Origin of the sequence: Shewanella sp. N2AIL (assembly GCF_022690845.1) — a bacterium.
GTDB classification, from domain to species: domain Bacteria; phylum Pseudomonadota; class Gammaproteobacteria; order Enterobacterales; family Shewanellaceae; genus Shewanella; species Shewanella baltica.
In genome coordinates, this window is the sequence record NZ_JALBYT010000002.1 from 1 (window position 1) to 14120 (window position 14120).

12 protein-coding genes are annotated in these 14120 nt (G+C 48.1%); 8 read left to right on the forward strand and 4 right to left on the reverse strand.

Features of this window, described 5'->3' with window-relative positions:
* Positions 1-542: 542 nt before the first annotated feature.
* Together MO387_RS01665 and MO387_RS21160 are read right to left on the reverse strand one after the other, a co-directional pair.
* Positions 543-821 (reverse strand): hypothetical protein, encoded by a 279-nt coding sequence (locus tag MO387_RS01665; RefSeq protein ID WP_028759454.1) that lies wholly within the window; start codon positions 819-821, stop codon positions 543-545.
* Positions 822-1236: 415 nt separating this feature from the next.
* Positions 1237-1362, reverse strand: a complete 126-nt coding sequence (locus MO387_RS21160; protein ID WP_267897849.1) for a hypothetical protein — start codon at positions 1360-1362, stop codon at positions 1237-1239.
* Between the two features lie 49 nt (positions 1363-1411).
* On the opposite strand from MO387_RS21160, the gene MO387_RS01670 reads away from it, so the two are divergent.
* From MO387_RS01670 to MO387_RS01705, 8 genes are all read left to right on the forward strand, one after another.
* Positions 1412-2743 (forward strand): DEAD/DEAH box helicase, encoded by a 1332-nt coding sequence (locus tag MO387_RS01670; protein ID WP_107948810.1) that lies wholly within the window; start codon positions 1412-1414, stop codon positions 2741-2743.
* Positions 2744-2930: 187 nt separating this feature from the next.
* On the forward strand, positions 2931-3515 hold the full coding sequence (locus MO387_RS01675) for a GNAT family protein (protein WP_107948808.1): 585 nt from the start codon (positions 2931-2933) through the stop codon (positions 3513-3515).
* A gap of 148 nt (positions 3516-3663) precedes the next feature.
* Positions 3664-4473 carry a M48 family metallopeptidase gene (locus MO387_RS01680; protein WP_006083908.1) on the forward strand — a complete coding sequence of 270 codons (810 nt, stop codon included), beginning with the start codon at positions 3664-3666 and terminating at the stop codon, positions 4471-4473.
* A 217-nt stretch (positions 4474-4690) separates the two neighbouring features.
* Positions 4691-5308, forward strand: coding sequence for an FKBP-type peptidyl-prolyl cis-trans isomerase (locus tag MO387_RS01685; protein ID WP_006083907.1), 618 nt, complete (start codon positions 4691-4693; stop codon positions 5306-5308).
* A 71-nt stretch (positions 5309-5379) separates the two neighbouring features.
* Positions 5380-6192, forward strand: a complete 813-nt coding sequence (dapB, locus tag MO387_RS01690) for a 4-hydroxy-tetrahydrodipicolinate reductase (protein ID WP_006082785.1) — start codon at positions 5380-5382, stop codon at positions 6190-6192.
* 168 nt (positions 6193-6360) lie between these two features.
* Positions 6361-7521, forward strand: a complete 1161-nt coding sequence (gene carA / locus MO387_RS01695; RefSeq protein ID WP_107948806.1) for a glutamine-hydrolyzing carbamoyl-phosphate synthase small subunit — start codon at positions 6361-6363, stop codon at positions 7519-7521.
* A gap of 27 nt (positions 7522-7548) precedes the next feature.
* On the forward strand, positions 7549-10773 hold the full coding sequence (gene carB / locus MO387_RS01700; protein ID WP_006083905.1) for a carbamoyl-phosphate synthase large subunit: 3225 nt from the start codon (positions 7549-7551) through the stop codon (positions 10771-10773).
* 208 nt (positions 10774-10981) lie between these two features.
* Positions 10982-11725 carry an RluA family pseudouridine synthase gene (locus MO387_RS01705; protein WP_107948804.1) on the forward strand — a complete coding sequence of 248 codons (744 nt, stop codon included), beginning with the start codon at positions 10982-10984 and terminating at the stop codon, positions 11723-11725.
* 80 nt (positions 11726-11805) lie between these two features.
* On the opposite strand, the gene MO387_RS01710 is transcribed toward MO387_RS01705, so the two are convergent.
* Together MO387_RS01710 and MO387_RS01715 are read right to left on the reverse strand one after the other, a co-directional pair.
* Complete coding sequence (locus tag MO387_RS01710) at positions 11806-12579, reverse strand: ABC transporter substrate-binding protein (RefSeq protein ID WP_107948802.1); 774 nt, start codon at positions 12577-12579, stop codon at positions 11806-11808.
* A gap of 209 nt (positions 12580-12788) precedes the next feature.
* Positions 12789-13877: a methyl-accepting chemotaxis protein gene (locus tag MO387_RS01715; protein WP_107948800.1), complete on the reverse strand. Its 1089-nt coding sequence runs from the start codon at positions 13875-13877 to the stop codon at positions 12789-12791.
* Between the last annotated feature and the right edge of the window lie 243 nt (positions 13878-14120).

Below are 14120 nucleotides of genomic sequence, written 5' to 3' on the forward strand. Positions count from 1 at the left end.
TACATCACTGGATATTACAGTGAGACCAGACCCCATCAATATAATGGTGGGTTAACGCCAAATGAGTCAGAACGTTTATATTGGAATGACTCTAAAACCGTGGCCAATTTTACTTGACCACTACACTGCGAAGTTGTCGAAATACGGAGATAAAAATGCCGTGGCGACATCATGGATGATGGCGCAGGCTCGGGGGCACATGGATGTGCCATCTGAGCCGTTAGGCGATTTTTGTTGGAGTATGAGACCTTGCTGTTATTAATGAATGAGCAATGCATGTAGCTTCGCTAGGGTGAGTGCTGCGTAGCAGCGTTTCGAACGAGAGCTAGGGATGGCGAACTGGCAGTTAGACATGGAGGTTGTTCGTCATGGAGCATCCAAGGAGGATAGGACGAGCAGTCCTCCTTGGTCGATTCTCTAATAAAAAATCAGGGGGTGAAGCCCCACAACGTTGATTTTGATTTCGATTCGAAAATCCAAACGAAGTTTGGAAATGGGGTATGCGTGAGCCATCAATTATAATCAATGGCTCTTTTGAGAGGTTACTCTTCTGGAACAGTAAATGCGGCTTCTACTTTCTCTAACTCTTGCTCGGTTTTAAGCTGAAACGCTTGCTGCTTTTTAAGTTTGGCTTCTTCTTCAAGTGCGGCTTCTCTTTGTTTAAATTCGTGTCTCTCTGGTTTAGTCAGAAACTTAAACGCGAGCTTGTTGCCTAGCACGTAGGCGACCACGTCTTCACCTTTTGTGCGGCGTTCATCGACGCGTTGTGAAAAACGGGCGTTATCGCGGGCTTTACGTTCTTCGGCATTTAACTTACTCATAATCTTTTCTCCTCATTTAGTTAATCACGGTAGTGTTCCACTACGCTCAGTTAAACAAATGAGTTGTGTTGCACATTCATAAAGCTGATTAGGCGGGATTCTACCATAAGCGCTCACGAAAGCTGTGGGATTAAAATCTACCATCCCATCACCTGCGTTAACTTTGCGCACATAAGAAAGATGCGGCTGGAGTCTCTTTTAAGATACACCACGAACACAGAAGCGACCGGAATTAGCCTATTCCTGCGAACTGGCCGTTAGATATGGACCTTGTCGGCAAGGGAGAGCCAAGAGGGGATTGCAGTTGAGCCCCTCTTGGTCGACTCTTGATTTAACATCAGGGGGTGAAGCCCCACGACTTTGATGTCGATTTTGATTTGATCTTGGATTTAGAAATTCAAACGAAGTTTAAAACTTAGGCTTGCTTAGCGGCGTAACGCAAATGCCGTAGCAGTATTGTTGCAAACCGTACCGTGGTAAAGAGTACCGTCGCAAACTGTACCAAGGCTTGCGTAAAAGCCGAAACAACATTGGTATTCACCGCCAACTCTCAGTAAACTTTCGCTCCCATGTTTTGATCCGGTGTTGTGATGACCTTTCCTGAGCTTTCTTCTTCCCCTGAGTTGTTAACTTTTGCTGAGCTTGGCTTAAATTCGGCGTTACTTAAGGCTTTGCCTGCAAGTCTTAAACATCCGACAAAGGTGCAGCAACTGGCGATTCCGGCCATTCTAGCGGGACGGGATTTGTTAGCCTTAGCACAAACCGGTAGCGGGAAAACCTTAGCTTTTGGTTTGCCACTTCTACAACAACTTTTATTGCAACAGCAAACAGAGTTACAGGGTGCTAAGTCTGTGCCGGCCCAAAATGCACTGGCGTTAGTGCTGGTGCCTACGCGGGAATTAGCGCTGCAAGTGACTGAGGCGCTGCAAACAGTGGCGAGTCAGTTATCGACTTCGTTGAACATTCAGCTTCTGTGTGGCGGGGTCGCATTGGAAGATCAATTAGTAGAACTCACTGCCAAGCCGCAGGTGTTAGTGGCAACCCCCGGGCGTTTACTGGATTTATGCAAACAGTCCCACATCAGCCTCTATTCGATAAAACATCTTGTGCTGGATGAAGCCGACCGCCTGCTGGAAATGGGGTTTTGGCCCGATGTGCAAAAGCTGATGGCGTTCATGCCTAAACTTAAGCAAACCTCGTTGTTTTCTGCCACTTTGCCCGAGGCGTTGGATACATTGGCGGGCAAGCTGCTGGTGAATGAGCCGCTACGGGTTGAAGCCCACAAGATGAATTCAGTGGCAGGTGAAATCGAAGAACAACTCTATTTAGTCAACAAGGGCAGTAAAGCGCAGGTATTGATTGCGCTGTTAAAACAATATCAATGGCCACAGGTGCTGGTGTTTATCAGCGCCCGTGATGATGCTGATGCCGTCGCTAAACGACTCGCTAAAGCGGGGATGAAAGTCGCCGCGCTGCACGGTGAAAAAGAGCAAACCGTTCGCAGCCAAACCTTGGCCGACTTTAAAGCCAATCGGATCCAAGTATTAGTGGCGACAGATTTGATGGCGCGCGGCATTCATGTTGATGCCTTGCCTGTCGTCATCAATTTGGATTTGCCCATGAGCGCGCCTGTGTACGTGCACCGCATTGGCCGCACCGCCCGCGCTGGCGAAAAAGGGCTGGCGATTTCCCTCGTGTGCCACGGTGAAATGGCAACTTTAACGGCGATCCGCAGTTTAACCGCGCGGGAGTTACCGCTGGCATTATTGGCTGACTTTCCAGTAACCGATAAGCCGAGTGAAAATACCCGTGATGGCGCCACAGAGAGTAAAGTTGAGCGTAAGCGACCACCGCGGGATAAACAGGCGAATCGCCGTAGCATCAATAAGCATAGCGCCAAAGAGTTTAAAGGTAAGCGCTGAGATTGATGCTATTCATAGTGAAGCTAGAGTGATGCCATCCTCAATCAAAGAGTGAAGCGATTCATAGCATCCAAGCTTGGCGCGCAGCTATCACTAAACCGATAACAGAATAAAGCGCATTGGCTGCTGTTAACGCTTTCGCTCTGGGTGTAACTTAGTGACTTATTTACATTAAGGGAGCTAAGTTATGGCATCGACATTGGCGTTAAGCAAAGCACTTCATAAAGTGGTGAATAACGGTTTAACGACTGAGCACTTTGTACTTAGGCCATTCCAGCGAGCGGATCTTGAGGCTTTTACCGCCTATCGAGCCGACCCTAAGGTCGCCCAATATCAAAGCTGGACGGATTACCTCTATAGCGATGCAGTCGCGCTGTTCGACAATATGGATTACGCACAATTTGGTGCGGCGGATACGTGGTTTCAACTTGCGATTGTCACTGCCGCGTCGGGAGCAACACCGACCGCGCTCGTTGGCGATCTGGCGCTGCACTTTATTGATGAGCTGCAGGTGGAAATCGGCTTTACGATTGCGCCTGAGCATCAAGGTAAACATGTCGCTTTTGAGGCCGTCAGCGCATTGCTGGATTACCTCTTCATTGAATTACATAAGCATCGCGTTATTGCGATCACAGACGCACAAAATCTTGCCAGCTGTCGCTTACTCGAAAAACTCCATTTTAGGCGTGAAGCCCATTATGTGAAAAACATCTTCTTTAAGGGCGCGTGGGGCGATGAGTATCTCTACGCTTTGTTAAAAGAAGAGTATTAATTCCCTTTAGGTGCAAAGTATCGCTAACGCGCGCCGCCAGTGTTTCTCTATTTGGCTTATATTGTCTATCTCAGTAAAATCTTTCCATTAGTTGAGCCAGTTTGGCTCAAGGATCTTCACGCCCGTCATGGGATTTAAGGAGTGCCACATGAAATCAATGCGTTTAGGCTTAGTGGGTTTGGCAGTCGTGCTCGGATTATCGGCCTGCGCGACCACGCAATCGCCAACGGGGCGGGGGCAGACCTTGCTCTTTTCAGCGGCGCAGATGCAGCAGATGGGTGATGCTTCTTTTGAAGAGATGAAAAAGCAGCAAAAGGTGAGTAGCGATAAGAAGCTGACGCAATACGTGAATTGTGTCGCTAATCGGGTGACTGCAGTGCTGCCGGATCAAACCCAGCGCTGGGATGTCGTCTTGTTTGACTCTGAACAAGTTAACGCCTTTGCACTGCCGGGTGGCCATATTGGTGTGTATAGCGGTTTACTTAAGGTTGCCGATGGTCCTGATCAGCTTGCTACTGTGCTCGGTCATGAAGTGGCGCATGTGTTGGCGCAACATGGTAACGAGCAGGTTTCTCGCGGACAGTTAACGGGCGTCGGGATGCAAATAGCCGATGCGGCGTTGGGGGCGAGTGGTGTGTCGAATCGCGACTTATATATGTCGGCGTTAGGACTCGGTGCTCAGGTTGGGGTGATTCTGCCCTTTGGCCGCGCTCAAGAGAGCGAGGCCGATGTGATGGGCTTAGAGCTGATGGCGAGAGCCGGTTTCGATCCGGCGCAAAGTGTGACCTTATGGCAGAACATGTCGAAGGTGGGCGGCAGTCAAGGGCCGGAATTATTATCAACCCATCCATCGAACAGTAATCGCATCGCTCAGTTGCAACAACTGCAAGGGCAGATGCAGCCACTCTATGCCAGTGCGAAAACCCAAGTGAAGAATCAATGTGTGGCGCCGAAATAAGCTGCACGCTGCATAGCGAAGTGCCACTTAGCTGAGTGTTAGCGGTTGTTTTCTGGCCGATATGCGTCCTTAGCCTATTTACGCTTTTGGATAAATACGCAATAAGTGTGTAAAAAAGCCGCCTTAGTTAAATAAGCAGTCAGTTTATCAGCATAGGTCGCGGAACTATGGTAAACTGGCGCGCAAAATTCCACTGATAAATTGAGAGTCGTTAATTATGTCTGATAAATTCAGTACTGTTGAACAGCAAGCAAGCTACGGTGTAGGCCGTCAAATGGGTGAGCAACTGGCCGCCAATTCTTTTGATGGTGTGGATATTCCAGCCGTTCAAGCGGGTTTAGCCGATGCGTTTGCCGGTTTAGAAAGTGCTGTGTCTATGCAAGATCTGCAAGTTGCGTTCACTGAAATTAGCGGTCGTATTCAAGCTGCTCAAGAGCAAGCTGCTGCAGCTGCGTCTGCTGAAGGCGATGCGTTCTTAGCTGAAAATGCTAAGCGTGATGGCGTGACTGTGACTGACTCTGGTCTGCAGTTCGAAGTATTAGTCCAAGGTGACGGTGCTACTCCAACTTACGAAGATACAGTGCGTACTCACTACCATGGTTCTTTCATCAATGGTGATGTGTTCGATAGCTCTGTAGTTCGTGGCCAACCAGCTGAGTTCCCAGTATCTGGCGTTATCGCTGGCTGGACTGAAGCACTGCAACTGATGCCAGTAGGCACTAAGTTGAAATTATTTGTTCCACATCACCTAGCTTACGGTGAGCGTGGCGCGGGGGCATCGATTCCTCCTTATTCAACTTTGGTATTCGAAGTTGAATTATTAGATATCATCTAATATTGATAAAACGCCTAAGCCTGTCTTAGGCGTTTTCTTATGGAAGACAAAGAAAGATTGAGGAGATTGAAATGAGTGGACAAGTGAGAGTGGCAATCGTCGGTGCCGGTGGTCGTATGGGACGCACTCTTATTGAAGCGGCTTACAATCACGACCATATATTGCTGGGTGCCGCTATTGAGCGCGCTGGCTCTAGTTTAGTGGGCGTGGATGCAGGTGAGCTAGCTGGTGTGGGTAAATTAAAAGTCATGATCATGGATTCGCTGGATTACGCGACCGATGATTTTGATGTCTTGATTGATTTCACTGCGCCAGACGCCAGTATTGTCCATTTAGATTGGTGTGTGCGCCATAAGAAAGCCATGGTGATCGGCACAACCGGTTTCAATCATGCTCAAAAAGAACAGATCAATGCTTTTGCCGAGCAAACGCCGGTAGTGATGGCGCCGAATATGTCTGTGGGTGTCAACCTGATGTGGAAATTGCTCGAACTGGCTGCCGAAGTTATGGGTGATTACACGGATATCGAAATTATCGAAGGTCACCACAGACACAAAAAAGATGCGCCGTCGGGTACAGCCCTGAAAATGGGTGAAGTGATTGCTAAGACCTTAGGTCGCGATCTTGAGAAATGTGCCGTGTATGGCCGCGAAGGGATCACGGGTGAACGCGATCGTGAAACCATAGGTTTTGCGACTATTCGTGCTGGTGACTTAGTCGGTGAACATACGGCCATGTTTGCCGATATCGGTGAGCGTTTAGAGATCACCCATAAAGCCTCGAGTCGTATGACCTTTGCTAACGGCGCTATGCGTGCCGCCCACTGGCTCGTGGAGCAAAAACCGGGCTTGTATGATATGCAGCAGGTTTTAGGTTTGCATTAATATTAAAAACGCCGATATGGCGTTTTTTTTTGCACCCAGATACCAATGGGTGGACGGTTTCGCGTTTTTCCTGTAAACTCGCTGGAATTTGTCAAAATTTCGTAAATTAGCGGAAATTGGTATCTTAACATAACATAAAAACATTATATTTCAGTGGCTTGGCTCTTTATGGAGGTCGCGTTGACAAAGTCTGCCTTACTCGTACTCGAAGATGGAACTGTATTCTCTGGCACAGCAATTGGTGCCGATGGTCTCTCTGTTGGTGAAGTTGTTTTTAACACTTCCATGACAGGTTACCAAGAAATTTTAACTGATCCATCCTACTCACGCCAGATTGTAACATTAACCTACCCACACATAGGCAACACTGGTACCAATGATGAAGATGTTGAATCCGATGGGGTTCACGCTTGTGGTCTTATCATTCGTGATCTTCCGCTCATCGCAAGTAGTTTCCGTAATCAACAAAGCTTAAGTGATTATCTCAAAGCGAACAATGTCGTTGGCATAGCAGATATCGATACCCGCAAGTTAACTCGTATTCTCCGTGAAAAAGGTGCACAAGCCGGTTGTATTATGGCAGGTGCAGACTTAGACGAAGCAAAAGCGCTCGCCGCTGCCAAAGCCTTCCCCGGTTTAAAAGGTATGGATCTCGCTAAAGAAGTCACAACTAAAGCTGCCTATACATGGCGCAAAGGTAGTTGGCGTTTAGTGGGCGGTTTACCTGCAGATACGCCAGAAAATGAGCTTAAATACAAAGTAGTAGCCTACGACTACGGCGTTAAGCAAAACATTCTGCGTATGTTAGTGGACCGCGGTTGCGACGTCACGGTTGTGCCAGCTAAAACCTCTGCCGCCGACGTGCTGGCGATGAATCCTGATGGTGTGTTCCTTTCGAACGGCCCTGGCGATCCAGAGCCATGCGATTACGCAATTGAAGCAATTCAACAGATCCTGAAAACCGACACACCGATTTTCGGTATCTGTTTAGGTCATCAGTTGTTAGCTCTGGCCTCAGGTGCAAAAACCTTAAAGATGAAGTTTGGTCACCACGGTGCAAACCACCCAGTGAGCAACATCGAGAAAGGTAACGTGATGATCACCAGTCAAAACCACGGTTTTGCTGCCGATGAAACCACGCTACCCGCCAACATTAAGGTGACGCATAAGTCGCTGTTTGATGGTTCACTGCAAGGTATCCATCTTACGGACAAACCTGCGTTCAGCTTCCAAGGTCACCCTGAAGCGAGCCCGGGCCCGAACGATGCCGCACCTCTGTTCGATCACTTTATCGAGCTTATTGAACAATACCGTCAGAACGCCAAGTAGTACGCTAGCTAGGAGAAGAGAGAAGCAATGCCAAAACGTACAGATATAAAGAGTATTCTTATCCTAGGCGCCGGCCCAATCGTGATTGGTCAGGCATGTGAATTTGACTATTCTGGCGCACAGGCGTGTAAAGCGCTGCGTGAAGAAGGCTACCGTGTCATTCTGGTGAACTCTAACCCTGCCACCATTATGACTGACCCAGAAATGGCCGATGCTACTTATATCGAGCCGATTCACTGGGAAGTGGTCCGTAACATTATTGCTAAAGAACGCCCAGATGCGATTCTGCCAACCATGGGTGGCCAAACCGCACTGAACTGCGCATTAGAACTCGAAGCTAAAGGCGTACTGAAAGAATTTAACGTCGAGATGATTGGCGCGACCGCCGATGCCATCGATAAAGCTGAAGACCGTAGCCGCTTTGATAAAGCGATGAAAAGTATCGGTCTTGACTGCCCACGTGCGGGCATTGCCCACAACATGGAAGAAGCTTACGGCGTACTCGAACAAGTGGGTTTCCCTTGTATTATCCGTCCATCCTTTACTATGGGTGGCTCGGGCGGCGGTATCGCCTACAACAAGGAAGAGTTCGAAGAGATCTGTTCACAGGGCTTAGAGTTATCGCCAACGAGTGAACTGCTGATCGACGAATCACTGATCGGTTGGAAAGAATACGAGATGGAAGTGGTCCGTGACCGCAACGATAACTGCATTATCGTCTGCGCCATCGAAAACTTCGATCCTATGGGTGTACATACTGGCGACTCTATTACCGTTGCGCCAGCACAAACCCTGACAGACAAAGAATACCAAATCATGCGTAACGCCTCTATGGCCGTACTGCGTGAGATTGGTGTTGAGACAGGCGGTTCGAACGTACAGTTTGGTATCAACCCGAAAGATGGCCGTATGGTTATCATCGAGATGAACCCACGTGTATCGCGCTCTTCAGCATTGGCATCAAAGGCAACGGGTTTCCCGATTGCGAAAATCGCCGCTAAGTTAGCGGTTGGTTTCACCCTTGATGAGCTGATGAACGACATCACTGGCGGTCTTACGCCAGCGTCATTCGAGCCTGCTATCGATTACGTTGTGACTAAAGTGCCACGCTTTAACTTTGAAAAGTTTGCTGGCGCCAATGATCGCTTAACCACACAGATGAAATCTGTGGGTGAAGTGATGGCGATTGGCCGTACTTTCCAAGAGTCACTGCAAAAAGCCTTACGTGGTTTAGAAGTTAACCGTAACGGTTTAGACCCTATCACTGACATGTCTAAGCCTGAGGCGATGGCGCGTATTCGCCTTGAGCTGAAAGAGCCTGGTTGCGACCGTATTTGGTACATAGCCGATGCGATGCGTGCGGGTTTGAGCTTAGATGAAATCTTTAAGCTGACCAATATCGACCCTTGGTTCCTCGTGCAAATCGAAGAGCTGGTTCAGCTTGAAGGTGTTGTTGCTGACGCGGGTCTTGCGGGTCTGGATATCGACTTACTGCGTAAACTGAAACGTAAAGGTTTTGCTGATGCGCGTCTGGCCGATGTATTAGGCGTGAACGAAGCCGAAGTGCGTAAGCTGCGTGACAAGTTTGACCTGCACCCAGTCTACAAGCGTGTGGATACCTGTGCGGCTGAGTTTGCAACAGACACAGCTTACATGTACTCAACGTACGAAGAAGAATGTGAAGCTAACCCATCGACCCGTGACAAAATCATGGTGTTAGGTGGCGGGCCAAACCGTATCGGTCAAGGTATCGAGTTCGATTATTGCTGTGTACACGCGGCGTTAGCGCTACGTGAAGACGGTTATGAAACCATCATGGTGAACTGTAACCCTGAAACCGTTTCAACCGACTACGACACTTCAGACCGTCTGTACTTCGAACCTGTCACACTGGAAGATGTACTAGAAATCGTCCGCATCGAGAAGCCAAAAGGCGTTATCGTACAGTACGGTGGTCAAACACCATTGAAATTGGCCCGTGCCTTAGAAGCCGCTGGCGTACCTGTCATTGGTACTAGCCCAGATGCAATCGACCGCGCCGAAGACCGTGAGCGTTTCCAGCAAGCGATTCAACGCTTAGAGATGAAGCAGCCTGAAAACGATACCGTGACTACGGTTGAAGGTGCTGTGATTGCCGCTGAGCGTATCGGTTATCCGTTAGTTGTGCGTCCATCCTATGTACTGGGCGGCCGCGCGATGGAAATCGTCTACGACAAGCAAGATTTGCTGCGTTACTTCAACGAAGCCGTCAGCGTATCGAATGCGTCGCCAGTACTGCTCGATCGCTTCTTAGATGATGCGATTGAAGTGGATATTGATGCAGTATGTGACGGTGAAATCGTGGTAATTGGCGCGATTATGGAGCATATCGAACAAGCGGGTGTTCACTCAGGTGACTCAGGTTGTTCGCTTCCACCGTACACGCTAAGCCAAGAAATCCAAGATCGCATGCGCGTTCAAGTCGGCAAGTTGGCGATGGAACTCGGTGTTGTCGGCCTGATGAACGTACAGTTTGCCGTGAAAGATAACGAAATCTATATGATTGAAGTTAACCCACGTGCTGCCCGTACTGTGCCATTTGTGTCTAAAGCAACAGGTGTGCCTTTAGCTAAGATTGCCGCGCGTGTGATGGCGGGTCAAAGCTTAACGTCGCAAAACTTCACTAAAGAAGTGATCCCACCTTTCTACTCAGTGAAAGAAGTGGTGTTGCCATTTAACAAGTTCCCGGGTGTTGACCCACTGTTAGGCCCAGAAATGCGCTCTACCGGTGAAGTCATGGGCGTGGGCGATACGTTCGCCGAAGCCTATGCCAAGGCGCAGTTAGGTGCCACTTCTGAAGTGCCTAAGTCGGGTCGTGCATTATTGTCTGTGCGTAACAGCGATAAGAAACGCGTTGCCGATTTAGCGGCTAAGTTAATCGAGCTCGGTTACCAAATCGATGCCACTCACGGTACTGCGATTATCCTTGGCGAAGCGGGTATCAACCCACGTCTAGTGAACAAGGTACACGAAGGTCGTCCACACATTCTCGATCGCATCAAGAATGGTGAATACACTTATATCGTGAACACTACCGAAGGTCGCCAAGCGATTGAAGATTCTCGTCAATTGCGCCGCGGTGCACTGCGTTACAAAGTTAACTACACGACGACCATGAACGCTGCATTCGCCACGTGTATGGCCCATGCCGCTGATGACCGTACTAACGTGACGTCAGTACAAGAACTGCATTTACGCGTACTGGCTAAATAAGCCACAGCGTTAATGCCGTGAATTAGAGGGCCGCATAACTTAGGTTATGCGGCCTTATTATTTAGGCCCGTGTCTGTTTTTCTAAGTTAATGAGTCTGTTTTATCGAATTATTGGGTCTATTTTATTTAGCCTGTTTTATTGAGTTGTGCAGTTTGTTTTGAGTATGACTTCACTCATTTTATTGCCCATTTAGGTTGCCTGAAAACTATGTCTGCTCCTGCCGATAGCCCTGCCAAAGTTGATACTTTTATTGCGCCGCCTTGCCTCGGGCAAATACGCGTGCTTTATCAAGATAGCGACATTCTGCTGATTGATAAGCCGAGCGGATTATTGAGTCTGTCGGGGAAGAATCCGCTCAATCTCGACTCAGTGCATTATCGTTTAGTGCAGGATTTTCCGACGGCCACTTTGTTGCACAGACTCGATTTTGGCACTTCGGGCATTATGCTGGTGGCACTGAATAAAAGCGTGAATGGCTTGCTGACCAAGCAGTTTCAGGCACGCACGATCGAGAAGTGTTATACAGCCTTGCTGCACGGACATATTGCCGCTGACAGCGGGATGATTAATCTGCCGATCGCTAAAGATAGTGACCATTTCCCACTACAAAAGATTTGCCACAGTACAGGTAAACCTGCGATCAGCGAATATCGGGTGCTCGAGCGGTTAACCGAGCCTTTCGCCACGCGGGTCGAGTTTACCCCGGTTTCTGGCCGAACCCATCAACTGCGGATCCACAGTCAGCAATTTGGTCACTCGATTCTGGGGTGCGATCTCTATGGTGGTGTGGGTGAGAGTGTGGCTGATAAGGCCGATAACGCTGATGCACCTGAACCAGACATCACTAAGATGACGAGTAACAGTAGATTAATGCTGCATGCGACCCGCTTAGCGTTTGATCATCCATTGACGGGTGAGCGTATCGACTGGATTTGCGAGTGTCCTTTCTAAGAGTTTGCTAAAGAGTGATAGAGTTTTGCACTTAGCACTTAGAAATCAAAACTTAGCACTTAAAACGTAGAACAATCGATTTAGTTGCCCAGTCCGATACGTTCGGTCTGCATTGGCGGCGCATCGTTGGGGAGCCAAGTATGGTAAATCGTTGCGAAGGTGCCATCCGCTTTTATCGCTTCTAGGGCGCTTTTCCACTGCTCGATCACTTCATTGGGGGTGCCTTGTGAGAAGGCAATGTAGAGATGATTAGCGCTAATCGTGAAGAGGGACTCTACATCATCAATACTCGCGCCCGCATCCGACAAAATACTTGGCGCAGTGAGATTGGCATTACACCAAAGGTCGATACGGTGCTTCATCAGTTGTTTTGCACTCAATAAGGGCGCGGATGAGGCGGCGACATTGGTAAATCCCAGTTCGAGCAATAGGCGCTCTTCCACTGAGGCACGATAGACACCAATTGCCTTCGCCGTTTTAGCATCTTCTATTGAGGTAATTTTTATACCGCTATTTTTTAAGGCATAAAAATTGGTTGTGCCGACAGCAACAGGTCCAATCATAGTAAACATCTGTTCTCTTTCTGCGGTGCGCGTCATAGTGAATAACACAGTATTGGGCTGCTCGGTCAACATTTTCCAGCCGCGAGCCCAAGGTACGACTTTAATTGGGTCTGGACTCTTGATGCGTTTTTGAATTTCTTCTACGACTTGTACTGCTAAACCTGCAGGTTTGCCATCAACAGAGAAACTGATCGGCGACCATTCTTCCGTATAGATGTTTAGCGGCTGTGCGCTCAGGGAGAAAGCGCTGCAGAGGATAAGTGATAGCAAAAAGTTTGTGACTAATTTCATTAATAACCCTAAAGATTAGAACGTTATAATTGAGTCTCACTGCTTGCTCTTAAAACGATTAAAGATGAACGCTGTGTTCAAATCAAGTATAGCTAGGGGTTGATTTTCTAAGATGAAATTTACTATATCGTTTTTAACGATAAAAAAGAGCGCGAATATGGCGCTCTTAGGTAGGTTTTATCAATGCGACTGCAGCCTGTTAGAAAACATCAGGCGCGATAGACGTCACGCATCAGATTATCAATACAGTGCACAACGCGCATACTGGCGTCCTCCATTGAGTGCAGTTGTTTGACCATCTCAGGTAAATTACCTTTTTGTCTGGCATTGAGTGCGGCTTTACCCGCTTCGTGCACCGCTTTATGTGGTGCATCTAAGGCTTTGAAGTTACTCAAATGCTGATAATTCTCAGCCCCAAACCCTTTGAAATACCATTGTCCGAGACGGCACTCAGTGTGCGAGTTTACACTGTGATTATGCTGTGGTTTTTCAATTAATTGATAAACACTGCTTTTCCAAACCGCGTGGTCGAGCTTAGTGGTATTTAAGAATGACGCGGTAGCAGCGTTATGGATAACCTGCTGCATTTGCTTTGAACGATTCAGTACATCCTCGACCACTTGGCCGATTTGGGTAGAAGAGCTGGCCACGTCAATGGCGCTACTTTGATTGTTATGGACAATTTCTTTAATTTCAGCAGCTTGGATAACGATTTGTTTTACGAGTTTTTCAATATGGCTACTGGCTTCGTGGGCTTTACTGGCAAGCTGGCGTACTTCATCGGCAACCACAGCAAAGCCGCGTCCCGCTTCGCCTGCGCGAGCGGCTTCAATGGCGGCATTCAATGCCAGCAAGTTTGTTTGTTCTGAGATGCCTTGAATCGCGGCGACAAATTGGTTGATTGAAGAGGTCGTCGCATCTAGTTCAGTAACGGCTTTCATACTGCTCGACGCTTGCTCATTAATATAAGTCGCCCTAGTGCCTAAACTTGCCACGGCGATGCGGGTTTGATCAAAAATCTTATCGAGCTCTGACAGTGAATCTTGTTCAGCGGTAAGTAATTCGGCGCTGTTGGCTAAGCCTTCGCGCACCGCATTGAGCATGTCTCCACCTTGGTTTTGGCAGGCAATGACCTCAGTGTAGTGATCCGCATTTTGCCGTGATTGCTGCTGTATAGTCTCATTTTCACGGATCATGCCACGCAGTTCATCTATTTCATTTTGGTGTTGGCGTTCTAGTTGGATGAGTCGCTCTTTTAGCGCCTGGTTTTCAGCTTTGAGCTGGGAATTAAACCACATATAAAACCTCTCAAGTCGCTAGGACTATCACTATTGCTTATCGACTTACTGTGACTGGGCTCAGCGGTAAATATTGCAATGTTAATAAAAAGTAAAACCATTTGGGTGTTGAAATATTAACTGATCCTTGCGCTTTATTCTTAATTTTTTTAGGGTTTTTGTCGCTTTAATGCGTTGGCGCAAATTAACCCTATTTTTTGAATGAAAAGTGAACCAAGCTAACACTGAAAACTGGGTCAAGTC

Excerpts from the sequence above, each read along its gene's own strand:
- MO387_RS01705 (WP_107948804.1), top strand. The coding sequence starts at position 10,982 with ATGTCTGCTCCTGCCGATAGCCCTGCCAAAGTTGATACTTTTATTGCG.
- dapB (WP_006082785.1), top strand. The coding sequence starts at position 5,380 with ATGAGTGGACAAGTGAGAGTGGCAATCGTCGGTGCCGGTGGTCGTATG.
- MO387_RS01710 (WP_107948802.1), bottom strand. The coding sequence starts at position 12,579 with ATGAAATTAGTCACAAACTTTTTGCTATCACTTATCCTCTGCAGCGCT.
- carB (WP_006083905.1), top strand. The coding sequence starts at position 7,549 with ATGCCAAAACGTACAGATATAAAGAGTATTCTTATCCTAGGCGCCGGC.
- MO387_RS01680 (WP_006083908.1), top strand. The coding sequence starts at position 3,664 with ATGAAATCAATGCGTTTAGGCTTAGTGGGTTTGGCAGTCGTGCTCGGA.
- carA (WP_107948806.1), top strand. The coding sequence starts at position 6,361 with ATGGAGGTCGCGTTGACAAAGTCTGCCTTACTCGTACTCGAAGATGGA.
- MO387_RS01665 (WP_028759454.1), bottom strand. The coding sequence starts at position 821 with ATGAGTAAGTTAAATGCCGAAGAACGTAAAGCCCGCGATAACGCCCGT.
- MO387_RS01715 (WP_107948800.1), bottom strand. The coding sequence starts at position 13,877 with ATGTGGTTTAATTCCCAGCTCAAAGCTGAAAACCAGGCGCTAAAAGAG.
- MO387_RS01675 (WP_107948808.1), top strand. The coding sequence starts at position 2,931 with ATGGCATCGACATTGGCGTTAAGCAAAGCACTTCATAAAGTGGTGAAT.
- MO387_RS01685 (WP_006083907.1), top strand. The coding sequence starts at position 4,691 with ATGTCTGATAAATTCAGTACTGTTGAACAGCAAGCAAGCTACGGTGTA.
- MO387_RS01670 (WP_107948810.1), top strand. The coding sequence starts at position 1,412 with ATGACCTTTCCTGAGCTTTCTTCTTCCCCTGAGTTGTTAACTTTTGCT.